The sequence below is a fragment of the Streptomyces sp. NPDC086777 genome (genome assembly GCF_040702065.1).
Lineage (GTDB): Bacteria > Actinomycetota > Actinomycetes > Streptomycetales > Streptomycetaceae > Streptomyces.
Genome location: NZ_JBFBJI010000006.1, coordinates 18,421 through 41,036 on the forward strand (window position 1 = coordinate 18,421; position 22,616 = coordinate 41,036).

A 22,616-nucleotide genomic window follows, 5' to 3' on the forward strand; every position below is an offset into this window, starting at 1 on the left:
CGTCGCCACCCACCCGATGCACGCCTGTTGCCGCCCTGTAGTCGCGACGGCCGGGCCGGCCGCGAGCGGCGGCATCGCCGCTCAGGCGCTCAGCCGCTCCCGGTCACCCATCACCACGACCGGGTGAAGACGGGGATCGAGGCTGTGCAGCAGGGTCTTCATGCCGGACTCGGGAACGGTGACACAGGCGGACGTGCCGTCGCCGTGGTCCAGGTGCAGCCATATGCCGCCGCCCTTCTCCACTCCGTCGGGGCGGCTCCAGTCGAACGGGGCAACGCCCTTGAGCCGGTTGTAGTCGATGGCGATGACGTAGTCGAAGTCGTGGACGTGCTCGTCGCCGTCCTCGATCATGGAGGCGAAGGCGTTGTCGTCGTACCAGTAGTGCAGGCGGCTGCCCGGATCCTTCAGCGACCCTCCCGCATCCGTCAGGGAGAACACGCCGACGGGACTGCGCTCGTCGTCCATGCGATGGTCGGTCGTCCAGCCCAGCCTGCCGTTGTGCGCGGGCCAGCTGCCCTCGCGTTTCCAGGCGGTGCCCTGTTTCCCGTAGAGCACGACGGTGCTCTGTGCGGAGTCCGCGTCGTCGCCGTAGACGACCACGGCCTGGCGGGCGTCGGCGGGTACGCGCTTGCCCATGCGGCTTCCGACGCCCGGAAGGCGCGGGCCCGACTCCGGGCCGGGGGAGCCGGACGCGGCCGGGTTGTTGACACCCGGGGCACCGACCTGACTTCTGTGCCCGTCGGTTCCGGCGCACGCCGTGGCGCCGGCCAGCAGCACACCGCAGGCGAGGACCACGGGTATGGCATGACGGGCCGCGCCGCGCCGCGCCGGAGGAGTACAGGGCCGTATCTCAGAAGATGTCCGCATGACCTGGATCCTGTGGCGGGCTGCCCCGGTACGCACCCCGAGGACGCCATCCGGCTTAGCGGCGGGGCGCATCCGGGGGCCGGAGCTCCGCCGGCCAGCGGCTCGCGGCACCGCCCTCGCGCGGTACGACGAGCTCCTGACCGTGCCCCGCCGCCCCGCACCCGGGTGCCGTCGTCGGACAGCCCACCGCCGAGGACCCGTCGACCGGCCTCTGCCCCGACCCCGTCAGCGCCCTGTCTCACGTCCCCTCGAACGACGGGCGAGGCGACTCGTGGCGGCAGGCGCACCTGAGCTGCGGCGCGCCCGCCTCACAGGCCCGCCAGGGCGAGGAGGTGACGCATGTGCCCGGCCGGCAGGACGGGGTTGGCGGCCGCGGCGGCAGCGACCGACTCCGACGGGTCGGCCAGCAGCCGGGTCAGGTCGGGGAGCGGAAGCCGGGGATGGGCCGCGACCGCACGGCGCACCGTCCGATGCGGGTCGCCGGCCAGGAGACGGACGAGTTCCACCGGCAAGTCCTCGTCGCGCGGAACCAGTTGCCGCATCCTGGGGTCGGGATCGGTGGCCAGACGCCGAAGGACGTGCGGGGTAAGGGGGAACTCGTCGGCCGGACGCCAACGGGTCCGCTTCACCGGGCGGTAGCCGCGGTCGACACGTTCGGCCGTGGCGGGGTCGACCCGGTCACGGGCGTGCAGGGCCATCGCCGTACGGACGCTGCTCTCCTCGTCGTTCAGCAACCGCGTCACGACCGGCGCCGGCAGACGGCCGGACAGCGCGGCGGAAGCCCGGAAGCAGGCGTAGGGCGAGTCCACGTAGGGCAGGGGATCAGCGGTCACCCACGGCAGACGCAGTGTCGAAAGCTCCACGGCCGCCAGCGCGTTCAGGAGATGGCGGTCGAGCATGTCGTCGTCCGGGGTCCCGGGATCGGTGAGCGGGTCCGCCGCGGGCACGTCGGGCACGATCCGCGCGTGGATCGCGGTGCGGGTCGGCTCGGGGGTGTCCTGACGGGCGAAGACGCGGACCGCGACCCGCAGGCTGGGATCCCCGGCGAGCATGTCGCGCAGCGACGGTGACAGGTCCGGGTGGTCGGCGAGTTCCCGGCGCACTCCGTCGTCCGGGTCGACGGCAAGCAGGCGGGCCGTCCCGGCATCCAGGGTGCAGTGGCGGATCGCCCCGGCGCGCGTGACCGGATCGGCCAGCAGCGCCGGAAGCAGGTCGGCGGGTGGTACGGGATGGGGGAGCCGTCGGTAGTAGGTCGCGCAGGCTCCTGCGCGCACCGTGTCCTCCGGGTCCGTCAGCAGCAGGCGGCGCACCGGTTCCGGGGCCTGAGTCCACCATTGGGCCAGCGTCGCCCGGACCGCCGGTTCCGGGTCGGCCGCCAGCCGGGTGCGCAGGTCGGCCGGTACGGCATCGCTCTGCGCCAGCTCCTCGCGCACCCGCACGTCGGGGTCGGGGAGCAGCCGCTCGAACAGCTCTCGCGGTGCGTCGTCCGCAGCGGCCACAAGGGCCGTGCGCACACCCGGATCCGGGTGCCCGGCAAGTCGCATCCGGAAGGCAGCGGGCAGACCGCGGTTGAGCGCGAGCGCGTGCGTGAGCCAGTCGTCGTCGATGGCGATGATCTCGGCGATCATGTCGTCGGTGAGGTCCGGGCGCCCGGCAACGTCGCCGAAGCCCCCACGGTAGGGGAAGAGGCGGCGGACGAGCTCGGGCGGCAACGCGGCGTTGCGGGCGAGTCCTTGCACCACTGTGTCGAGGTGCACGGGCACCGGCATGACGTCCGACAAGGCAGGCGGCCCTTCCGGCTCGGCGGACCCGACCGCCCGAGTCTCGCACACACGGCGGTCCCACCGCGCTCCGCGGACGGACGCGGCACGGGAAGCCGGAACAGCGGTCCGTGGAAAGGGAGATGACCCGGCTGAAGGCACCCGGCTGGGCCGCGGATCACGTGGCGGACAGGGGCTGCTCCGTCCAGACGGTCTTGCCGTCGTGGGTGTAGCGCGTGCCCCACCGCTCGGTGAGCTGCGCGACCAGGAAGAGCCCGCGTCCGCCCTCGTCCGTGCTGAGGGCCCGCCGGAGGTGGGGCGAGGTGTGGCTGGTGTCGGACACCTCGCAGATCAGGCAGTGCGTGCGGATGAGGCGCAGGGTGGCGGGGCCGGTCGCGTACCGGTAGGCGTTGGTGACGAGCTCGCTCGCGACCAGTTCGGTGGTGAACGCCAGCTCGGGCAGCTCCCATTCGGTCAGCTGCGCCGCGGTCAGCTCCCTGGCGCGGGCGGCGGCGGTCGCCTCCAGAGGCAGCTCCCAGGAGGCGACGTTCTGCGGCTGCAGCACCCGGGTCCGCGCGATGAGCAGCGCGATGTCGTCGATGGGCCGGTGGTCCTTGGGCAGCAGCGCCTCGATCACGGCGTGGCAGGTCTGCTCCAGAGGTTCGGTGACGTAGCCGAGGCACGTGTGCAGGTCGTTCAGCGCGGCGTCGACGTTGCCGTTGCGCGCCTCCAGCAGACCGTTGGTGTACAGCGTGAGCAGGCTGCCCTCCGGGAGGTCGAGTTCGTACGTCTCGAACGGCAGGCCGCCCAGGCCCAGCGGCGGCCCCGCGGGCAGTTCGAGCACGGTCACCTCGCCGTCCGGGGTGGACACCAACGGCGCCGGATGGCCGGCCCGCGCCAGGGAGCAGCGCTGGGAGACCGGGTCGTAGACGGCGTACAGGCAGGTGGCCCCGACGACCTGCTCGATCGCCGTGTGGTTGCCCTCGGCGTTCGCCTCCAGCTCGGCGGCGAGCAGGCTGACCAGATCGTCCAGCCGCGCCATCACCTCGTCCGGTTCCAGGTCGAGGCTGGCCAGGGTGCGCGCGGAGGCCCGCAGGCGGCCCATCGAGGCCGCGGCGTGGATCCCGTGGCCGACCACGTCCCCCACGACGAGGGCCACCCGGGCCCCCGACAACGGGATCACGTCGAACCAGTCGCCCCCGATCCCCGGCTCACCGCTCGCGGGCAGGTACCGGCAGGCCACCTCCACGGCCGGCAGGTCGGACGCCACGCTCGGCAGCAGACTGCGCTGAAGGGTCAGCGCGGCGCTCTGCTGCTGGGTGAAGCGGCGCGCGTTGTCGATGGACACGGCCGCACGCGAGGACAGTTCCTGGGCCACCGCGGCATCGTCGTCCTCGAAGGGCTCCGCATGGCGCGAGCGCCACAGGCTCACCACGCCCAGGACGAGTCCGCGCGCGACCAGGGGCACCGCGATCAGCGAGTGAACGCCGAGACCGGAGGCGATCTCGATCCGCCGCCGGTCCACGGCGTACCACTCGGGGCGCAGCGACAGCAGGCCTTCCAGGATCGGGCGGCGCTCGGTCAGGCACCGCGCCTGCGGGGACTCCGGAAGCAGCGGGACCACCTCGCCCTCCTGGTACGGCACCCGGGGTTCCGGTGGCGCGAGGGCGGCCCGGAGCAGCGGACCCGCCGTTCCGGCGACGGGTTCGTCACCGAGTGTCACCGATGTGAGCAGGTCCACCGAGCAGTGGTCGGCCAGGCCGCGGACGGCCACCTGGGCCAGTTCCCGAGCGGTCTGTGTCACGTCCAGCGAGGTCCCGATCAGGGTGCTCGCCTCGTTCAGCAGCGCGAGCCTGCGTTGCGCCCGGTGGCGGTCGGTGACGTCCTGGATCGTCTCCGCCACGCCGAGGACCCGGCCCGAGGAGTCCTCCATCCGGAATGCCGAGACGGACACGATCCGTTCCCGGCCGGGGTCGTGGCGTGCCCGGGCCGACTGCTCCGTGAAGATCAACGGTTCGCCGGTCTCCAGGACGTGCCGTACCCGGTCGTCGGTCGGACCCGCGTCCTCGGCGACCATGAACTCGCGGGGGTGATGGCCCACCGGCGCCCCGGCCGGGACGCCGCTCGCCTTCTCGACGGCGCGGTTGACCCGGATCACCTTCCGGTCGGGGCCGTAGGTGACCAGGCCGATCGGGGAACGGCGGTACAGGCCGTCCAGCAGTGCGCGGTCCCGTTGCCAGGCGATGACCTCCGCCGCCGGAGCACCGACCAGGAGCCACTCCTGACCGCCCCCTTCCCGGGTGATCACACGGGCCCGGAAGCCCATCTGCACACGGTGTCCGTCGCGGTGCCGGACGGGCAGGACGCCGAACCAGCCCCCCGCCTGCACGGCGTCCACGACGACGGACCGCACGACATGCAGGTCCTCGGCGTCCACCAGGACGTCCTGCCACGCCCGGCCGAGCACCTTGTCGGCCGGATAACCCAGCAACTCCCGCGCACGTGCGCTCCAGCCGACCACGGTGCCTCGCGCGTCGAGCACGGCCGAGGCACCGCGCCCGAGGGCGAACGGGTCCTCGGGACTCTCGCTGAAGTGCGTCGAGGGCATCCCCATGGCCATCACCTTGCCTCCGTGCCTTCGATGGTCCTCCCCGCGCCCTCCGTCCGCGACTCTCCCGCGCCACCGCCCGGCCCGGACCGTCTCCGGGCCCGGTGGCCCCGACGCCTGCCGGGGCCACCGGGGGAGGGGGACCGAGCTGCCGCGGCACCTCCGGCGCCACCCCGCGCCCCGCCGAGCGGCACGCCCCACCCGCTGCGACCGCCGCCGGAAAGGCGTGGCACGACCGCTCTACCGCCCGTCGGGGCCGTCCGCGCCGTCCGCGCCGTCTGTGCCGTCTGTGCCGTCTGTGCCGTCAATCCCGTAGATGCGTTCCTGAAGCCGTTCACCGGCCCAGTCCAGCCCGACGTTCAGGTCGAACCAGTGCCGGTCCCGGCGGGCTTCGGGCGTCGAGAGGTGCACCGCCGCCCAGGAGAACACCCCCAACAGGACAGAGCGCCCGTGCCGCGCCGTGCGTACCGACAACGCGAACGACGCGGCGAGCGCCGCGCGGGTGACCAACATGACCCGTTCATCCTCGGACCGCCTGCGCGCACCCGTGAGGAACCGGGGCGTTTCGAGGATCTTGACCCACTCGACCACAGCGTCCGCCACTTGGGCGCGCAAGGATTCCTCGATGCCTCTGCGGACGGCGGTCGCGGGGTCGTCGCCGAGCCAGCCGAGCCAGTGATCGGGATCGGTGAGCTTGCCGAAGTCGTCCTGTGGCACCCCGTGACGAGGATTCTCGTGGTACTCACCCGTGAGTTTCCCGCTGTCGTCCACCAGCCACACGCCGCGGATCGCCTCGGGGGGTACGTAGCCGTTCGGGTCGTCGATGTACGCCGGGTCGATCTCGGCGACGCTGCCACCTGGGTTCTCGGCGGCCGCGGCCAGCAGCGCCGGCTCGTTCGGCATGCCCCTGCGCCGGCTTCGCGAGCCGAAAAGTCCCACGTTCCCACCCCGTCGTCGCCTGCCGCCCGGCCGACCGCGAGTGTGCCAGACCGGTCAGGACCGAACCCGGCATCGGTCGGACAGGAGAGACGCACCCTCCATGGGACAAGGCGTTCCCGCGGCAGCAGCCGGGTCGGGGAGGCCAGGCGACCGCCACTGACGAGGGCATGGATCTGGCAGCCGAGCGGGGTCACGTCACGGATGGCGACCGTCCACTTGTCCGCGTAGCGCCGTACGGCCGCCCGGAGAGGCCGAGTTGCAGAGATCGGTACGGCCGGGTCCCGGCCGATCTCGACGGCCGGCCCGGTCTCCCGGCCCTCCCTGGCGCCCAGCCGCAGCGGTGCATCGTCCACCGGAACGACGGCTTGGTCACAGCCGGCTGTACTTGTCGATGTCCTCGGTGAACTCCTCGATCGTGTGCGGGGTGAGAGTCGGCCGGGTGTCGCCGATGGCGGTCATGTAGTCCTCGGTGGTGGCCGCTCGCCCCTCGCGGTGCGTGACCTCGTACTCGAAGGCCGCCTGTGCGCCCTTGCGGGCGGCGAACTCGATGTCGGCGGGGGTGAACAGCTCGCTGGCCCCGACCAGTTGGCCGAGGTCCACCGAGTCGCGCGAGGCCCTGAGGTAGCGGGCCCAGATCGCCGCGCGGGCGGCGGGGTCCGGCGGGCCGATGGGGATGACGTAGTCGAACCGGCCCGGCCGCAGGAACGCCGCGTCGAGGGAGCGCACCGAGTTGGTGGCGCAGGCCAGCAGCCGTGCGTCGCACTCGCGGAAGACGGGGATGAGCTTGAGCAGCTCGTTGGTCACTCCGTGCCCGGGGTCGACCGCCTTCCCGGAGCGCACGCCGGCGATCTCCTCGACCTCGTCGATGAAGAGCAGCACCGAGTCCAGTTCCGCCAAGTCCGCGAAAGCCTCCCGCAGCGCCGCGGCCAGTCCCTCGCTCGTGTCGGCCGCGAGCCGGGAGGGGAAGAGTTCCACGAACGGCCAGCCGAGCCGCGAGGCCACTGCCTTGGCGAAACTGGTCTTCCCGGTGCCGGGCGGGCCGAACAGGATGATCGACTTGGGCGGTACGACACCGTAGCGGTCTGCCAGCGCCGGCTCGGTCAGCGGCAGTACGACACGGCGCTCGACGATCTGCTTCTCCCGCTCCATGCCGGCCATGGCGTCCCAGAGCCCCTCGGGCAGCAAGCGGCCGCCCAGCGCGGCGAGGACGTCGGCGTTGGCGGTGCCGGGCGGTTCGAGCTTCTCGTAGTAGGTCAGGTCGGCGCGGGACTGGTAGCCGGAGTTCTCCAGAGCCTTCGTCCCGGCGGCACCGGCCGGCAGCAGGGCGCTGATGTGGCGCACGCCCAGTGCCCGCAGGCGCCGCTCCAGCTCGGTGAGGAGCGCGCTGCCGATCCCGCGCTCGCGCCATCGTGAGGCGAGTGCCACCAGCAGGATCCAGCCCCGTTTGTCGTGGGCCTGCGCCACGGCCATGCCCACCAGTTGGCCACCCACCACCGCGACCACCGCCGTCTGACCGGCCTTGGCCGCGGCCATCACCTCGGAGACCGGGAACACCCGGTGCTCGTCGGACTGGCGGCTCTGGTCCCAGATCTGGATCGCCTGGTCGAGATCGTCGTCGTGATAGTCACGCAGATGCCAAGCGGGCATCGCCATCACCTCACCCGGCGCGGAATCCCTATTGTCCCTTATCAGGTTCCTTGTGGCGAATGTGTGGCGCTCCGTGGCGAACCCGACCGGCTCCGCGACCGCCCCGACCGGCTCGCGTGGACAGCCGTTCCGGCGCGGGCACGCTCCGGGCCGAGCACTGCGCGTCACGCCCCACCCGACAGGCGGCTACGGCCGACGAGACCCGCGCAGGACCGGCGAGCGCGCGGTCGGAACCAAGGCGGACAGTGCGGTGCGGCGCGCGGTCGGAACCGGCGCAGGCAGTGCGGCGCGCGGTCGGAGCGGAAGAGGGGGTCGGCGAGGGTGGCGGCGCCCGGGTGGTGGGCTTGGGCGTGTCCGGCACGAACGGGCGTGCTCGGGGCGGGCGCCCGCACGGTGACCGTGCCGAAGTGCGGCCTCGTCGACGCTCCCTGATCACCTGGCGGCCATGTGACCCGTCGGCCGGAGCGGCCTGTCGTCCGCGTCGGTGTCCGGAGGGTCCGGTCGCAGGGCGGAGGGGGCGCCCGGCGTGCAACTGTTCTGGGTCGTCGGGAGTCTAGCGACGAGGGATTGTTCACCCGGGGAAAACTGTCCGTTTGGCCGCGTTCCGACAGAGGTTCACCATGCCGATGCCCCCGCACAACCGTCGCGCCCCCCGTGCCGCTGTTGCCGCCCTCGGCGCCGCCGGCCTGATCGCGCTGGCCGCGGCTCCCGCGGCCTTCGCCGATGAACCCGCACCTGAACTGGTCGTCGGAGGCATCGGACCGATCGACGGAGTCAAACCAGGGAGCACCTTCGACCTGCCGGTCACCGTGGCGAACAAGGGCACCCGAGCCGCCGCGAAGGTGTGGGTCCACTACGCCGTCACCCGGGGACTCGACTTCGCGGAGGTGCCCTCCAACTGCCGTGCACAGTACGTCCGTTCCTACGACGAGATGCCCGAGTTGTGGACCGTGGCGTGCGGGTTCGACCAGGCGGTGGAGCCGGGCGCCGTCTACACGCTCGACAGGCCCCTGCGTGCCAAGGTTCTGGACCGCGCGCTGAACGACGAACTGTGGCTGCGTGTCGGGGAGGACGATCCGGGGGTGGACGAGAACGGCACCGCGCCGGTGGCGGGCACCGCACCGGCGGTGAAGCTGGTCGAGAGCCCGGCCGGGGGCGAGGGGTCCGCGCGAGTCGTCCATGTGCCTGTCACCTCCGTCAACACGGCCGACTTCCAGGTGACGGGTGCGGCCTTGAAGGGGCGCGTCGGGGAAACGGTGCCGATGAAGGTGGAGTTCACCAACGCGGGACCCGCCTGGGTCATGGGCAGGCCGGGGAGCACGTCCGTCAGCGTCGTCGTCACGCCGCCCGCGGGAACGTCGGTCGTCAAGGCCGCCACGTTCTGCAGGGCCAAGGGCGGGGCGTACCGGTGCGGCATGCTCGCGGGGGCTCTCAACGAGGGCGGCCGGCAGGCCTACACGTTCAAGCTGAGGATCGACAAGCGCGTGACGCACGCCAAGGGCACGGTGGCGCTGAGCACCGAGGCGCGGCCGTTCGACCCCCACAAGGCCGACGACAGGGCCGACATCACGCTGGACGTCACCGGTGGCGGGCCGACCGGCTCGACGGGCGGGTCGACCAGCGGCTCCGGCGGATCGGTCGGCGGGTCGACGGGCGGGTCGACCAGCGGCTCCGGCGGGTCCGTCGGCGGGTCCGTCGGCGGGTCGGTCGGCGGGTCGTCGTCGACCGGCAACGACGGGACCACGCCGAACGGCGGCCACCTGGCGGCGACCGGGTCCGCGGCGCTGCCGATCACGGGCGTGGCTGCCGCGGCGGTGGTCACGGGCGCGGGCACGCTCGTCATCGTGCGCCGCCGCCGGGCCCAGGGCCAGAGCTGACGACGGTCCGACGCGCGCGGTGAGCGGTATGCACGAACCCCGTCGCCGCCGGCGCAACGGAGCCCGTCAGCTCGGCTCGGCGGCCCGCTCGTCCTTGCGACGACGGGATCCCGGTGGCCGGTCGGCGGGAACCCGTCACCGCGCCCGGGAACCGGACGGCGTTCGGTCGCCGGGCCCTCGACACCGCGCCGGCGCTCGCCCCGACCGGGCACGTCAGAGGAGCTGGAGCACCTCGGCCAGCGCGCCGGGACGCCGGTCGACGGGCAGGGGATCGACCAGGTGGACCCGGCACCCCAGCGTGGCGGCTCCGCGGTCCGCGACAGGCTCGTCTCCCACCATGAGTGCGTCGCCGGGCGCCACTCCGAGCGTGTCGCATGCCATCTGGAAGATCCGGGGGTCGGGCTTCTTCACCCCGCACTCGAAGGACAGGAAGTAGTCGTCCACGAGGTCATCGACACCGTGGTGGCGGAAGACAGGGCGCATGTCCCAGCCGATGTTGCTGACGACAACGACCGGGACACCTCGCACACGCAGGGCGCGGAGGGTTTCCTCGGTGTCGGGATAAGGCAGCCACGCCCCTGGCACTTGGGAACGTTCGTACAGGGCCTCGGCCAGGTCGACCGCAGGCGGCTTCGCTTCGCGGGCCAGGGCCGTGAAGGCGGCCCGGTGCCGTTCGGCTGTCAGGTCACGCTCCCGCCACAGCGCCTCCAGACGGGGCGGCACGGTGCGCGGAGGGACCCCTCCGGGCTGGGCCCCGAACTCCTCCAGTCGGCCGACGCACGCGTCGAGTTCACCCTCGGGTACGTCCAGACCGGCATTCGTTGCCACCGCGCGCAGCCACTGCGCAGCCGACTCGATCCGGAAGAGGGTCCCGGAGAAGTCGAACATCACACCCTTGACCATGCGGCCGATCCTGACGGCACCGACGACCCGGCCACAAGCCCAGGACGATCGAGACCTGCGACCCGAGCAATCCACCGACGTCCCCCTGCGGACGCGTCGTCCGTGGCCCCGAATACCGTGCGGCGCGTTGGGCCGGACGGAGATGGTCGGCCGAGGCCGGAGGCCGCGCATCCCCGTGGCGTGGTGCTTCACCGGACGGCCGAGTGCCGGGTACTCCGCTCGGTCCGGTGTCATGGGCCGCCGAGAAGCACCCTGGCGGCCTTGGTCCAGCCGAGGTTCACCAGTGACACGGAACCACCGGTGCAGTTGCCCCGGGTGGAGGACCTGTAGGTGGCGGTGTACTGGTATCGTCCGCCGCCCTGGGCGTTGGCCGCAGGCTGCGTGAAGTAGGCCACCGACTGCGGAACCCTGTCACAGGCGACGGCATCGCCGAAGTACTCGCTGAAGTTGGACGGTGTGCCCAACAGGATCTGGTCGCGTCGGACTCGAAGGCTTCCGACAGGCGTGTCGACGCCGGTCCGCATGTTCTGGATCCAGGCACCCCACCACTGGCCACCGGAGTCCGCCTGCAGCCGCCATACACGGAACCGGTAATCGGTCTGCGGGGAGATGGCGTACGGGATCCTGCAACTGAGCCCCGTCCCCTCGCCGCTGAATGCTCCGCAGCCGCTTCCCCTGCTGCCGGTGGCGTTCCACAGCGAGAAGATCGCGGTCTCACCGGTGGTGTGGTTGAACCGTTGGCCGTCGGTCTGCAGACCCATGTACCCGCCCTTGCCGGGCGTGGCCGTGAAATCCCAAAGCAGCGCCCAGTAGGAGTGGTTCGCCTTGCGCGTGATCTGTACGCGCTGGTCGATGTTCCAGAAGCCGTTCGCGCCGTGGAAGTCCCACAAGGCGTACTCGTTGGCGTTCTGGTGCTGCGTAGCGTGTGACGGCGCGGTACCGGTCATGAGCGCCATGCAGGCGGCGGCGACCATCGAGAGAAGCCTGATGGTGCCAACCCGTCGCCACCGACGGCGCGTCCCTTCGCCCTTCATTCCAACCCCCGTATCAGACAGCTCTGTTCACGGCTCGAACCCAGCAGTGGCTGTCGCTCCAGATTGGCCGCGAGCGACCAGGCGGAGAAGGGGCGTGAGGAAGCGTCCGCTGGCTCGCGGAGTGGATGCACTCCCCTTCTCCGCCTCGGCCGACGCACACGTCACCGCGAGCCGTCCGGAGTGGACCACAGCTGAACCGCCCTACGCCCGACGAACCGTCGGCGACCGGCGTCATCCCCGGCGGCGCCACCCGGCGGCTCCAGCTTCGCCGTCATGAAACCACTGGCCGGCTTCGGCCAGGTGGCGCCGCCGAGCAACCCAACGGGCCATACCTGCACCCTCGTAGGCGGCGCTTGCCAGTCCCCGAGGGGCGGCAGACCGACGACCTCAGCTCCCGGCTCGCGGCTGATCGTCAGTCGCCACCACCGCGGCTGTGGCCGGCGCGGCGGGTCCAGAGGGACAGATCGCTGCTCGTCGCTACGGCAAGGGTCTGCCCGGAGGGTGAGAATCCAGCGGCACGGAGCTCGGAGTAGTGGGAGTGGAAGACGTGCCACCAGCGCTCCCCGTGCGGACCGGAGTGCGGCAGTCCGCCGTCGCGGGAGAGCAGGACACGTTCGTTCGGCCAGGCCGGAGCGACGACCTCCAGCCTCCAACCGTCTCCGCACGTGGTGTGCAGTCCTCCGCCGAAAAGTCCGGCGATGCGCACCCTGCTTCCGGCGACCGGTCCCAACCCAGGACACCACAGCGCGGGATCCGCGTCGCGGCTACTGCCCTCGGGGTCCGCGTCACGATCCCGCGCGATCCTCTTGCCGCTGACGGCGTCGAAGAGACCGTGCCCGTCGGAGGAGACGACCATCACCAGATCGTGGCCGGTGGCGGGGTCCGTCGCGAAGCCGATCCCGAGCAGTCCGCCGACAGGGACGCCGTACTCGTACTCGAAGACGGGCCGCCAGGGCTCCGGCGCGGGCACCACAGGGGCCGCGAGAATCCTGTCCCGCATCGCCCGCTGGTAGGCCGAGAGTTCCGGCTCATGCTCGGAATGCCCGGCCGGAGGGGTCTCCTTCGTCCACTTCATCACGGGACCATGATCCTCGGCTCGACAGGGAGGTCCCTGCGGGCTGTGAACAGACAGAAACCGCAGACCAGGACAAGGACGCGTGGCGCCCGCAGAGTTGCGTCCATCGGCCAGATCCCCCCGCCGATGGAAACCAACCGAGCTCAAGCGCCGCGAAGGGCCGACGCCGGGCTACCCCCAGCCGAAGGCTGGAGGCTGGGCGAGGATCGGTGCGACAAGCCCCCACGCATCCGCAGCCGGCACTCGACGTGTCTTCCCGTCGGCCCCCCTCAGCTCTGCAGCGTCGCCGGGCTTCCGCCGTTCGCCTCGTAGCCTGCTACCGCCAGCGCGCGGAAGAGGGCGAACTCGGAGGCGGGGTTCGCCGACAGCGTCCAGGGCAGGGCCCCGACGTGTCCGTCGACGTGTATCAGCTCGCCCATGGCCTCGGCCCAGCGCTCCGAGCGGACCAGGAAGAAGACCAGCAGGTGACGGACGTGCGCGAGCATCGGGTCGTCCTGGCGGGCCGAGTGCACCGCGTGCAGGGCGCCGTGCACGGCCTTGGTGACGACCTCGCTCTGGTAGAAGCTCACCACCAGGTTCACCTCGGGCAGGTGCTCGAAGACCGCGAACAGCGGCATCGCGGCCAGCAGCGAGCCCTGCGGGGCGCGGGCCGCGGCGGCCTCGGCGAAGGAGTACGCCAGCTCGCGCGAGCCGTGCCACTTCTCGCACCAGTAGTGCAGTGCCGCGAGGTGCGCCCCCATGTGCGTGGGGGCGCGGTCCAGGATCTTCAGCCACAGCTGCTCGAACTCCGCCTGCGGGTAGTTCAGCCCGCGCGCCACCGACAGCTCGATGATGTACGGCACCGGGTCGCCGGGGGAGAGCAGCGCCGCCTGCCCGCAGGCGTCCCTGGCCTCCTCCATGATGATCCGGAAGTCGTCGGTGCCGGGCACCGACGTCCGCCATGCCTGCTGCACCAGGAACTCCGCGTGCACGGCGGCACCGCCGGCGTCCTTGGGCTGCTCGGCCCGCCAGACCCGCAGCCACTGCCCGCCCGGCGTCTCGCTGACCCCACCCGGCCGCTCCTGGAGCTCCAGCGCCGCCGCGCCCGCGAAGGCCTGCACACGCTGCCAGCGCAGCTCCCCCACGATCTCCGTGCCCGCGAGCAGCTGCGAGGCCGCCCGGTAGTCCTGGGTGCGCTGCACCACGTCGAGGACGTCCAGCAGGTCCTGGTCGGGCCCGGGCATGCGGATGTCCAGGTCCTCCTCGCGCACGAAGCCGTAGTCCGCCGGGTCGGCGGCGTCCGGGTGGCTCGGGTGGACCTGCTCGATCATGCCGCGCCGCCGCCGCAGGACGGGGAGCAGCGCGAAGCTCAGCAGGAGCAGCGCCATCAGGGCCCAGAGAATCGCCATGCGTCAAGCGAACCAGACGGCGCCGACAATTGGCCAACCGGTCCTCCGACCTGTGGACGACCGGCGGCCCGGCCTGTGGACAACGCGTCGGGGCCGCCGGAGCACTAGGCTCGTCCACCATGAGCGACAGGCACCACATCAGTCAGCACTTCGAGACGCTCGCCATCCACGCGGGCAACACGGCGGACCCCCTCACCGGTGCGGTCGTACCGCCGATCTACCAGGTCTCGACCTACAAGCAGGACGGCGTCGGCGGTCTGCGCGGCGGCTACGAGTACAGCCGGAGCGCCAACCCGACCAGGACCGCCCTCGAGGAGAACCTCGCCGCCCTGGAAGGCGGGCGGCGCGGGCTCGCGTTCGCGTCCGGGCTGGCGGCCGAGGACGCCCTGCTGCGCACGCTGCTCAGCCCCGGCGACCACGTGGTCATCCCGAACGACGCCTACGGCGGCACGTTCCGGCTGTTCGCGAAGGTCGTCTCCCGATGGGGCGTGGAGTGGTCCGTCGCCGACACCAGCGACCCGTCCGCGGTGCGGGCCGCGATCACCCCGAAGACCAAGGCGGTCTGGGTGGAGACCCCCTCCAACCCGCTGCTCGGCATCACCGACATCGCCGCCGTCGCGCAGGTCGCCCATGACGCCGGTGCCCGGCTCGTCGTCGACAACACCTTCGCCACGCCCTACCTCCAGCAGCCGCTGGCGCTCGGCGCGGACGTCGTCGTGCACTCGCTGACGAAGTACATGGGCGGTCACTCGGACGTGGTCGGCGGTGCGCTGATCGTGTCCGACCAGACGCTCGGCGAGGAGCTGGCCTACCACCAGAACGCGATGGGCGCGGTCGCCGGGCCGTTCGACTCGTGGCTGGTGCTGCGCGGCACCAAGACGCTCGCGGTGCGCATGGACCGGCACAGCGAGAACGCCACCCGGATCGCCGACATGCTGAGCCGGCACGCGCGCGTGACGCGGGTCTTGTACCCGGGCCTGCCCGAGCACCCGGGGCACGAGACCGCCGCCAAGCAGATGAAGGCGTTCGGCGGCATGGTGTCCTTCCAGGTCACAGGGGGCGAGGAGGCGGCCGTCGAGGTCTGCAACCGCGCGAAGGTGTTCACGCTCGGCGAGTCCCTGGGCGGCGTCGAGTCCCTGATCGAGCACCCGGGCCGCATGACGCACGCCTCGGCGGCCGGCTCCGCCCTGGAGGTACCCGCCGACCTGGTGCGTCTCTCCGTGGGCATCGAGAACGTCGACGACCTGCTGGAAGACCTCCAGCAGGCGCTCGGCTGATCGTTTCACCGGCCGACGACCGGACCGCCGGCCGACGACCGGACCGCCGGCCGAGGACCGGACCGCCGGCCGGTCCGTACCGGTCCGCCGGCCGCCGGCCGGTCCTCGGCGGGCCAGCAGCCGACGACCGGTCCTCGCCGGGCCGCCGGCCGTCGATCGGTCCTACCAGTCGACGATGGGTGGAGTCGTCGTGGACGGCGGCTCCACCCATGGATGCACCGTCGCCGCCCACACCGCGAACGCCACGACGGCCGCGCACAGCAGTAGCCACAGCACACGGCGGACCCTGCGCCGGCGCCGCAGCATGCGGCCGCCCCGGCGCAGCACCTCGCCGTACAGGTCGGGCGGTACCGGCGGCGGTGTCCGCTCCATGACCCGCCGGGCCGCCGCCTCGCGTTCGACACGGTTCACGACGGTGCCACCTTCGCCCCCAGTACCCTCGGCGCCGCTTTTCGCGGCGGATGCAGCAGGGTGGCCGTCGCCCGGTCGCAGAGGGTGCGCACGCGCTCCGCGGGCAGGCCGAGCAGCGCCGCCGTCTGCTCCTCGGCGACCCCCTCGTACAGCCGCAGCACCAGGATCAGGCGCTCCTGGGGCGTGAGCCCGGCGAGAACGCTGCGGGGATGCGGGCGGGTGCGGCTGAGCGGGCCGCCGTACTGGTGCCAGGCGGAGTTCGCGAAGCGCAGGGCGAGGTGCTGGCGGGCGCGGTCGTACGGATCCTCGCCGCGCAGCCGGTCCCAGCCCGCGTACGTGTGCGCGAGCGCGAGGGTCAGCAGGCGCCGCGCGCGGGGGTTGGCGTCCGGCGCCTCGGCGGTCAGCAGGGTCGCGGCATGCAGCAGCCGGCCTGCCGCGCCCGCGACGAACGCCTCGAACTCCCGGGCCTGGCGGGCGTTCTGCAGCGCCTGCCGATCACGCACCGCCCCTCCTCGGCTGTGAGGGCCCGGACACGGTCACACCGGGGCCCGGTCTCATATGAGGCCAGGGCCGGGGTCACGGTCAAGAGCCGCGCGGCACGCGTGCGTGCCGGATGCGTGCGGCACGCACGCGTGGCGCACGTGGCGGCTGCCCGGGGAGACGGGCCGGCGGTCAGGAGGCCGGTGGGGTGTCCGAGCCCGGCGGCACGGCCATCCGCGCCGAGAGCGCGCTGTTGAAGCGGGTGAGCAGCGCGCAGAAGGCCTCGCGCTCCGCCGGCTCCCAGTCCTGCGTCAGCTCCGCCATCAACTGGCGCCGCGACGAACGCACTTCCTCGAGCCGCGACAGCCCGCGCGGGGACAGCTGAAGCACCACGGCCCGGCCGTCCTCGGGGTGCGAGGTGCGCTTGACGAGCCCGGTGTCGACCAGCGGAGCCACCTGCCGGGTGACCGTGGACGAGTCGATCCCCATGCTCGCGGCGAGCGCCTTGACCCCCATGGGGCCTTCCTTGTCGAGGCGGTTGAGCAGCAGATACGCAGCGCGGTCCATGGAGTTGCGCACCTGCCCGACGCCGCCGAGACGGGTCTGTTCGGCACGGCGGGCGAACACCGCCACCTCGTGCTGCAGAGTGTCGAGAAGGCCGGTGTCACCGACGGTCGTCATGTCCATCGACATTTCGGGTGTTGTGGGCATGGCCGGGGGCTCGCTTCATGAAAGGAGTGCTGATGTGGGGGACAGAGTACGCGGACAGGGGGCGAGCCGTACCGGCGCTGCGCAAACCGGTCTCGGAGGTTGGTCACACCCGCGCCCTCGGCCTGTGAACTGCGAGACTGGAGTCATGAGCTACCGCCCGGCTGACTCCTTGCGCCCTGTCACCCTCGACGACGTGCGGGGCGCCCAGAAGATGCTCACGGGCGTGGCGCGGGCGACCGCGATGGAAGGCAGCAGGCACCTGTCCCAGCTGGTCGGCTCGCCGGTGCACCTCAAGTGCGAGAACCTCCAGCGGACCGGTTCGTTCAAACTGCGCGGCGCCTACGTCCGGATCGCCGGGCTGCTGCCCGAGGAGCGTGCCGCCGGGGTGGTCGCCGCAAGCGCCGGGAACCACGCCCAGGGCGTGGCGCTGGCCTCGTCGCTGCTCGGCGTCCACTCGACCGTGTTCATGCCCAACGGCGCCCCCCTGCCCAAGATCAGTGCCACCCGCGAGTACGGCGCGGAGGTGCGGCTGCACGGCCAGGTGGTCGACGAGACGCTGGCCGCCGCCCAGGAGTACGCGGCCGAGACCGGCGCGGTGTTCATCCACCCCTTCGACCACCCGGACGTCATCGCCGGTCAGGGCACGGTGGGACTGGAGATCCTGGACCAGTGCCCGGAGGTCGGCACGATCGTCGTCGGGATCGGCGGCGGCGGGCTCGCGGCCGGGATCGCGGTCGCGGTGAAGGCGGTCCGGCCGGACGTGCGGATCGTCGGCGTCCAGGCGGCGGGCGCGGCCGCGTATCCGCCCTCGCTGGCGGCCGGGCGCCCGGTCACGGTGGCGAACCCGGCGACGATGGCCGACGGCATCAGGGTCGGACGGCCCGGTGACGTGCCGTTCGCGCTCGTCGAGGAGCTGGTCGACGAGGTCCGCACGGTCGGTGAGGACCAGCTGTCCGCCGCGCTGCTGCTCTGCCTGGAGCGGGCCAAGATGGTCGTCGAACCGGCCGGGGCCAGCCCGGTCGCGGCCCTGCTCGCCGACCCCGGCGCCTTCGCCTCGGCCGGACCGGTGGTCGCCGTCCTGTCCGGCGGCAACGTCGACCCGGTGCTGCTGCAGCGGGTGCTGCGGCACGGCATGGCCGCACAGGGCCGCTACCTGGCCGTGCGGCTGCGGCTGACCGACCGGCCGGGCGCGCTCGCCACCCTGCTCGGGGTGCTGTCGGCGGTCGACGCCAACGTCCTCGACGTGAGCCACATCCGCACCGACCCCCGCCTCGGGCTCGCGGAGGCGGAGGTCGAGCTCCACCTGGAGACCAAGGGCCCGGTCCACTGCGCCGAGGTCGGCCAGTCCCTGCGCGAGGCCGGTTACACCGTTATCGACTGAGCACCGCGGCCGATCCCGGCGGTGCGGGACCAGGACGGTATCTGTTCACTCACTCGTTCGGGGAAATCCGTCGACGGACGCGATACATCGCGTTATGGTGTGTCGCGTGGCCACCGCGCCCTCTTCCGCCCGCCGTCGCGCCGGCGGAAAACCATAGGCGGACCGAGGGCCGCATACCTAGCCTTCTCACAGAATCCCCGACGACGTGGAGACCCATATGCCAGGCGCCATCTATGCCGAAGGTCTGGTCAAGACCTTCGGTGACGTAAGGGCTTTGGACGGCGTCGACCTCGACGTCCCCGAAGGCACGGTCCTCGGACTGCTCGGACCGAACGGCGCGGGCAAGACGACAGCCGTCCGCTGCCTGACGACCCTCCTCCGCCCCGACAGCGGCAGGGCCGTCGTCGCGGGCATAGACGTCCTCGCGCAACCGGACGCCGTACGCCGCTCCATCGGACTGTCCGGACAGTTCGCGGCGGTCGACGAATACCTCACCGGCCGCGAGAACCTGCAGATGGTCGGCCAGCTCTACCAGATGCGGGCCAAGCAGGCCAAGGCCCGCGCGGTCGAGCTCCTCGAGCAGTTCAACCTCACCGACGCCGCCGACCGCCCCACCAAGACCTACTCCGGCGGCATGCGCCGCCGCCTCGACCTCGCCGCCGCGCTCGTCGTCTCCCCGCCGGTGATGTTCATGGACGAGCCGACCACCGGCCTCGACCCGCGCAACCGGCAGCAGCTCTGGGAGGTCATCCAGCAACTGGTCTCCGGCGGCACCACCCTGCTGCTCACCACCCAGTACCTGGAAGAGGCCGACCACCTCGCCCACGACATCGCGGTCGTCGACCACGGCAAGGTCATCGCCCAGGGCACCTCCGACGAACTCAAGGCCCGCACCGGCGGCGAGCGCGTCGAGGTCGTGGTGCACGAGCGCGACCACATCCGGACCGCCGCCGAGGTGCTGCGCGGCTTCGGCAAGGGCGACACCACCGTCGAGGAGCACACCCGCAAGCTCACCGTCCCCGTCACCGGCGGCGCCAAGCTGCTCGCCGAGGTCATCCGCGAGCTGGACTCCCGGGGCATCGAGATCGACGACATCGCCCTGCGCCGCCCCACCCTCGACGACGTCTTCCTCTCCCTGACCGGACACGTGGCCGAGGAGAAGCCCGAGGGCAACGGTGGCCCGGGCGACAAGAAGAACACCCGCAAGGACAGCCGCAAGGAGGCCGTGAAGTGAGTGCCGTCAGCGACACCGCACGGGTGCCGGCCGCCCCCGGCAACGCCCTGACCCAGTCGTTCCGCGACTCGATGGTCGTCGCGAAACGCAACCTGATCCGCATGTCCCGGATCCCGGATCCTGTTCGCTCGTGTCGGTCAGGATCCATCTCGCCGCTCCTCCGAGACGGACGGCTCGACGCTCTGAAGGAGCTGGTGAAGTGAGCGCCGTGAACGACTCCATGGTCGTGGCCCGCAGAAACTTGATTCGCATGGGCCGGATTCCCGAGATGCTGATCTTCGGGCTGATCCAGCCCATCATGTTCGTGGTGCTGTTCACCTATGTCTTCGGCGGCTCGATCCAGGTCGGCTCGTCCAGCTCCACCCAGTCCTACCGCGAGTTCCTGATGGCCGGCATCTTCGCCCAGACCGTCACGTTCGCCACGGCGGGCGCCGGCGCGGGCATCGCCGACGACATGCACAAGGGCCTCATCGACCGCTTCCGCTCCCTACCTATGGCCCGCGGCGCGGTCCTGACCGGCCGCACCCTCGCCGACCTGGTCCAGACGGCACTCACCCTCGTCGTCCTGGCGATCGTCGCCGTGATCGTCGGGTGGCGCACCCACGAGAACATCGGCAAGGTGCTCGCCGGCTTCGGCCTGCTCCTGCTGCTCGGCTACGCGTTCTCCTGGATCGGCGCACTCATCGGCCTTACCGTACGGACTCCGGAAGCGGCGACCTCGGGCGGCCTGATCTGGCTGTTCCCGCTGACGTTCATCTCGAATGCGTTCGTGGACGCGAACCACCTGCCGGCCTTCCTGCGCCACATCGCCGAGTGGAACCCCTTCAGCGCCACCGTGCAGGCGTGCCGTGAGCTGTTCGGCAACCTTCCGCCGGGCTTCAACACGTCCGACGCCTGGCCCATGCAGCACCCGGTCTGGGCCTCGCTGATCTGGTCGGTCGTGATCATCCTGGCCTTCCGGACACTGGCGGTCCGCAAGTACCGCCGGGCAGCTGGTTGAGCAACGTATGCCTTTGCCCGGCGCCCAGGGAGTCTCGGGGATTCACACTGCGATGGCGTGGGTGTGAGCCTCAGGTGGCTTCTGAACGTTTGAGCCCCCTCCGTGATTCGGAGGGGGCTCAGCGCGCCTAGGCCGTGTTTTGAAAGGCCGACGGCTTCAGCTCGTTGACCGCGGGCGGCTCCGTCCCTTGAGCCATAGAACGATCTCGTGCGCGATGTCGCTGATGTTCTCGCCCGTGGTGACGTCGTGCTCGCGGCTGCGGGTGTCACGGCGGACTACCTCGTAGCCCTCGCCGGCGTCGAGGACGGCGACGGAGACGTACCAGGCGGGGTCGTCCTCGTCGGGCTGGATGACGACGAAGGTGTTGTCGGTGTCGTTCAGGTCGTCGATCAGCATGTAGATGGCGTCCTCGGACGGGTCGTCGATGTGGTCGCCGTTCTCGCTGTCGGCGCGGTGATAGGTGGCGGCCACGGATCCTCCGAAGGGCACTGGATGCTGTCGCCGGTCAGCATGGCACGCCTGGCCGATCGGGCGGCGGGTCTGGCTCACAGCCACTCGCCGAACGCGGCGACCAGCACGGTCGCCTGGAAGCGGACGGCGAGCTTGTCGTAGTGGCAGGCCACCGCCCGGTGACGCTTGAGGCGGTTGATCCCGCACTCGACGGCGTGGCGGCCCTTGTAGTCCTCGCGGTCGAACGCCGGCGGTCGGCCGCCCGAGCGGCCCCGGCGCTTGCGGACTTGGTCGGCCGGTTCAGGAATGGTGCAGGCGATGCCGCGTCGGCGCAGGTAGTCCCGATTCGCGCGGGAGGAGTAGGCCTTGTCACCGCGCACCCGATCCGGTCGGGTGCGCGGCCGGCCGGGCCCCTTGCAAGGCACGCGTATAGCTTCCAGAACCGCTGTGAAGTGCGGCGAGTCGCCACGCTGGCCTGCCGTGATCAGGATGGCCAACGGTTTCTGCCCCTGTTCGCAGGCCAGGTGGATCTTCGTGGTCAGGCCGCCCCGGGACCGGCCCAGGGCGTGATCGGCGGGCTCGTCGACCAGGCCGCCCGGCGGTTCCTTCTGGGCGTGACCGTCTCGGCGTGCTCCGGCGGCGTGCTGGTGAGCACCTCCCATGGAGGTCACGGGCAGCATCGATCCGAAGTTCGCGGCGCTGGATCTTGAGGCTCTGGAGCTCTGCGAGGGTGCCGGGGACGGCTGCAACCAGAATCACACCCGCGCACACTCTTCCCCGAGATGATCATCTACGGGCTGATCCAGCCCATCATGTTCGTGGTGCTGTTCACCTACGTCTTCGGCGGTTCCATGCAGATCGGCGGCAGTACCAGCGCCGTCGACTACAAGAACTTCCTGATGGCCGGCATCTTCGCGCAGACCGTCACCTTCGCGACCGCCAGCTCCGGAGCCGGCATCGCCGACGACATGCACAAGGGACTCATCGACCGCTTCCGCTCGCTGCCCATGGCGCGCGGTGCGGTGCTGACCGGGCGCACGCTCGCCGACCTGGTCCAGACGGCCCTGACCCTGGTGGTCCTGGCCGTGGTCGCCCTGATCGTCGGCTGGCGCGTCGGGACCGACGGCGACACCAACGTCGGCAAGGTCCTCGCCGCCTTCGCGCTCCTGCTCCTGCTCGGCTACGCGTTCACCTGGATCGGTGCCCTGATCGGCATGTCCGTCCGCACCCCCGAGGCGGCCACCTCCAGCGGACTGATCTGGCTGTTCCCGGTCACCTTCATCTCGAACGCGTTCGTGGACACCAGCCACATGACGCCGTGGCTGCGGCACATCGCCGAGTGGAACCCGTTCAGCGCCACCGTTCAGGCCTGCCGGGTGCTCTTCGGCAATCCCGGCCAGTCCCTGTCGCAGGCCTGGCCGATGCAGCACCCGGTGTCGGCGTCGCTGATCTACTCGATCCTGATCATCGCGATATTCCGGACGCTCGCGGTCCGCAAGTACCGCTCCGCCACCGCCTGACGCCTGGCACGACAAAGGCCCCCGGCGTCACGTGGACGCCGGGGGCCGGATGTC

The 22,616-nt window shown here is 71.6% G+C and carries 19 protein-coding genes and 4 pseudogenes; 7 read left to right on the top strand and 16 right to left on the bottom strand.

All coding sequences use genetic code 11. The annotated features are described in order from the left end of the window. Positions 1–81: 81 nt before the first annotated feature. The 7 genes and pseudogenes from AB0472_RS10585 to AB0472_RS10615 form a co-directional block, all read right to left on the bottom strand. Positions 82–867, bottom strand: coding sequence for a hypothetical protein (locus tag AB0472_RS10585; RefSeq protein ID WP_366355233.1), 786 nt, complete (start codon positions 865–867; stop codon positions 82–84). 308 nt (positions 868–1,175) lie between these two features. Continuing rightward, the gene (locus AB0472_RS10590; RefSeq protein ID WP_366355235.1) at positions 1,176–2,624 is read right to left on the bottom strand and encodes a hypothetical protein; all 1,449 of its coding nucleotides are present in this window, start codon (positions 2,622–2,624) and stop codon (positions 1,176–1,178) included. A 181-nt stretch (positions 2,625–2,805) separates the two neighbouring features. Continuing rightward, entirely contained in the window at positions 2,806–5,241 is a 2,436-nt protein-coding gene (locus AB0472_RS10595; protein ID WP_366355236.1) for a SpoIIE family protein phosphatase, read from the bottom strand. 234 nt (positions 5,242–5,475) lie between these two features. Beyond that, on the bottom strand, positions 5,476–6,138 hold the full coding sequence (locus tag AB0472_RS10600; RefSeq protein WP_366355238.1) for a hypothetical protein: 663 nt from the start codon (positions 6,136–6,138) through the stop codon (positions 5,476–5,478). A gap of 146 nt (positions 6,139–6,284) precedes the next feature. Beyond that, positions 6,285–6,448 (bottom strand): annotated as a pseudogene (locus AB0472_RS10605) (DUF4291 family protein); the annotation flags it as partial. A 95-nt stretch (positions 6,449–6,543) separates the two neighbouring features. After that, a complete protein-coding gene (locus AB0472_RS10610; protein ID WP_366355240.1) occupies positions 6,544–7,827 on the bottom strand; it encodes a bifunctional GNAT family N-acetyltransferase/ATP-binding protein in 1,284 nt (427 codons plus the stop codon). 260 nt (positions 7,828–8,087) lie between these two features. After that, positions 8,088–8,225: pseudogene (locus AB0472_RS10615) on the bottom strand (GNAT family N-acetyltransferase); the annotation flags it as partial. Between the two features lie 216 nt (positions 8,226–8,441). On the opposite strand from AB0472_RS10615, the gene AB0472_RS10620 reads away from it, so the two are divergent. Beyond that, a complete protein-coding gene (locus AB0472_RS10620) occupies positions 8,442–9,698 on the top strand; it encodes a hypothetical protein (RefSeq protein ID WP_366355241.1) in 1,257 nt (418 codons plus the stop codon). A 213-nt stretch (positions 9,699–9,911) separates the two neighbouring features. Here AB0472_RS10620 and AB0472_RS10625 read toward each other — a convergent pair whose 3' ends face one another. The 4 genes from AB0472_RS10625 to AB0472_RS10640 all read right to left on the bottom strand — a co-directional run bounded on the left by AB0472_RS10625 (position 9,912) and on the right by AB0472_RS10640 (position 14,098). After that, positions 9,912–10,601 carry an HAD-IA family hydrolase gene (locus tag AB0472_RS10625; protein WP_366355243.1) on the bottom strand — a complete coding sequence of 230 codons (690 nt, stop codon included), beginning with the start codon at positions 10,599–10,601 and terminating at the stop codon, positions 9,912–9,914. 230 nt (positions 10,602–10,831) lie between these two features. Further along, positions 10,832–11,575, bottom strand: a complete 744-nt coding sequence (locus AB0472_RS10630) for a DUF3472 domain-containing protein (RefSeq protein ID WP_366355244.1) — start codon at positions 11,573–11,575, stop codon at positions 10,832–10,834. A gap of 472 nt (positions 11,576–12,047) precedes the next feature. Further along, on the bottom strand, positions 12,048–12,710 hold the full coding sequence (locus tag AB0472_RS10635) for a hypothetical protein (RefSeq protein WP_366355246.1): 663 nt from the start codon (positions 12,708–12,710) through the stop codon (positions 12,048–12,050). Positions 12,711–12,979: 269 nt separating this feature from the next. Next, positions 12,980–14,098 carry a hypothetical protein gene (locus AB0472_RS10640; RefSeq protein WP_366355247.1) on the bottom strand — a complete coding sequence of 373 codons (1,119 nt, stop codon included), beginning with the start codon at positions 14,096–14,098 and terminating at the stop codon, positions 12,980–12,982. A gap of 119 nt (positions 14,099–14,217) precedes the next feature. Here AB0472_RS10640 and AB0472_RS10645 point away from each other — a divergent pair, with 119 nt between their 5' ends. After that, on the top strand, positions 14,218–15,375 hold the full coding sequence (locus AB0472_RS10645; RefSeq protein ID WP_351959446.1) for a cystathionine gamma-synthase: 1,158 nt from the start codon (positions 14,218–14,220) through the stop codon (positions 15,373–15,375). Between the two features lie 162 nt (positions 15,376–15,537). Here the strand turns inward: AB0472_RS10645 and AB0472_RS10650 are convergent, their stop codons facing one another. The 3 genes from AB0472_RS10650 to AB0472_RS10660 form a co-directional block, all read right to left on the bottom strand. Continuing rightward, complete coding sequence (locus AB0472_RS10650) at positions 15,538–15,786, bottom strand: hypothetical protein (protein WP_366355249.1); 249 nt, start codon at positions 15,784–15,786, stop codon at positions 15,538–15,540. Next, on the bottom strand, positions 15,783–16,289 hold the full coding sequence (locus tag AB0472_RS10655; RefSeq protein WP_366355251.1) for a sigma factor-like helix-turn-helix DNA-binding protein: 507 nt from the start codon (positions 16,287–16,289) through the stop codon (positions 15,783–15,785). The genes AB0472_RS10650 and AB0472_RS10655 overlap by 4 nt, the downstream gene beginning before the upstream one ends. A gap of 169 nt (positions 16,290–16,458) precedes the next feature. Further along, the gene (locus AB0472_RS10660; protein ID WP_366355253.1) at positions 16,459–16,959 is read right to left on the bottom strand and encodes a MarR family transcriptional regulator; all 501 of its coding nucleotides are present in this window, start codon (positions 16,957–16,959) and stop codon (positions 16,459–16,461) included. A gap of 163 nt (positions 16,960–17,122) precedes the next feature. Here AB0472_RS10660 and ilvA point away from each other — a divergent pair, with 163 nt between their 5' ends. The 4 genes from ilvA (at position 17,123) to AB0472_RS10680 (ending at position 20,592) form a co-directional block, all read left to right on the top strand. Further along, on the top strand, positions 17,123–18,358 hold the full coding sequence (gene ilvA, locus AB0472_RS10665) for a threonine ammonia-lyase (protein WP_366355255.1): 1,236 nt from the start codon (positions 17,123–17,125) through the stop codon (positions 18,356–18,358). 217 nt (positions 18,359–18,575) lie between these two features. After that, positions 18,576–19,592, top strand: coding sequence for an ATP-binding cassette domain-containing protein (locus AB0472_RS10670; RefSeq protein ID WP_366355257.1), 1,017 nt, complete (start codon positions 18,576–18,578; stop codon positions 19,590–19,592). Further along, the gene (locus tag AB0472_RS10675) at positions 19,589–19,795 is read left to right on the top strand and encodes an integral membrane transport protein (RefSeq protein WP_366355259.1); all 207 of its coding nucleotides are present in this window, start codon (positions 19,589–19,591) and stop codon (positions 19,793–19,795) included. The genes AB0472_RS10670 and AB0472_RS10675 overlap by 4 nt, the downstream gene beginning before the upstream one ends. A gap of 17 nt (positions 19,796–19,812) precedes the next feature. Continuing rightward, positions 19,813–20,592 (top strand): ABC transporter permease, encoded by a 780-nt coding sequence (locus AB0472_RS10680; protein ID WP_366355690.1) that lies wholly within the window; start codon positions 19,813–19,815, stop codon positions 20,590–20,592. Positions 20,593–20,748: 156 nt separating this feature from the next. Here AB0472_RS10680 and AB0472_RS10685 read toward each other — a convergent pair whose 3' ends face one another. Then, entirely contained in the window at positions 20,749–21,063 is a 315-nt protein-coding gene (locus tag AB0472_RS10685) for a hypothetical protein (protein ID WP_366355261.1), read from the bottom strand. 74 nt (positions 21,064–21,137) lie between these two features. Further along, positions 21,138–21,695, bottom strand: a pseudogene (locus AB0472_RS10690) (IS5 family transposase); the annotation flags it as partial. A gap of 123 nt (positions 21,696–21,818) precedes the next feature. On the opposite strand from AB0472_RS10690, the pseudogene AB0472_RS10695 reads away from it, so the two are divergent. Further along, positions 21,819–22,562, top strand: a pseudogene (locus AB0472_RS10695) (ABC transporter permease); the annotation flags it as partial. Positions 22,563–22,616: the final 54 nt, after the last annotated feature.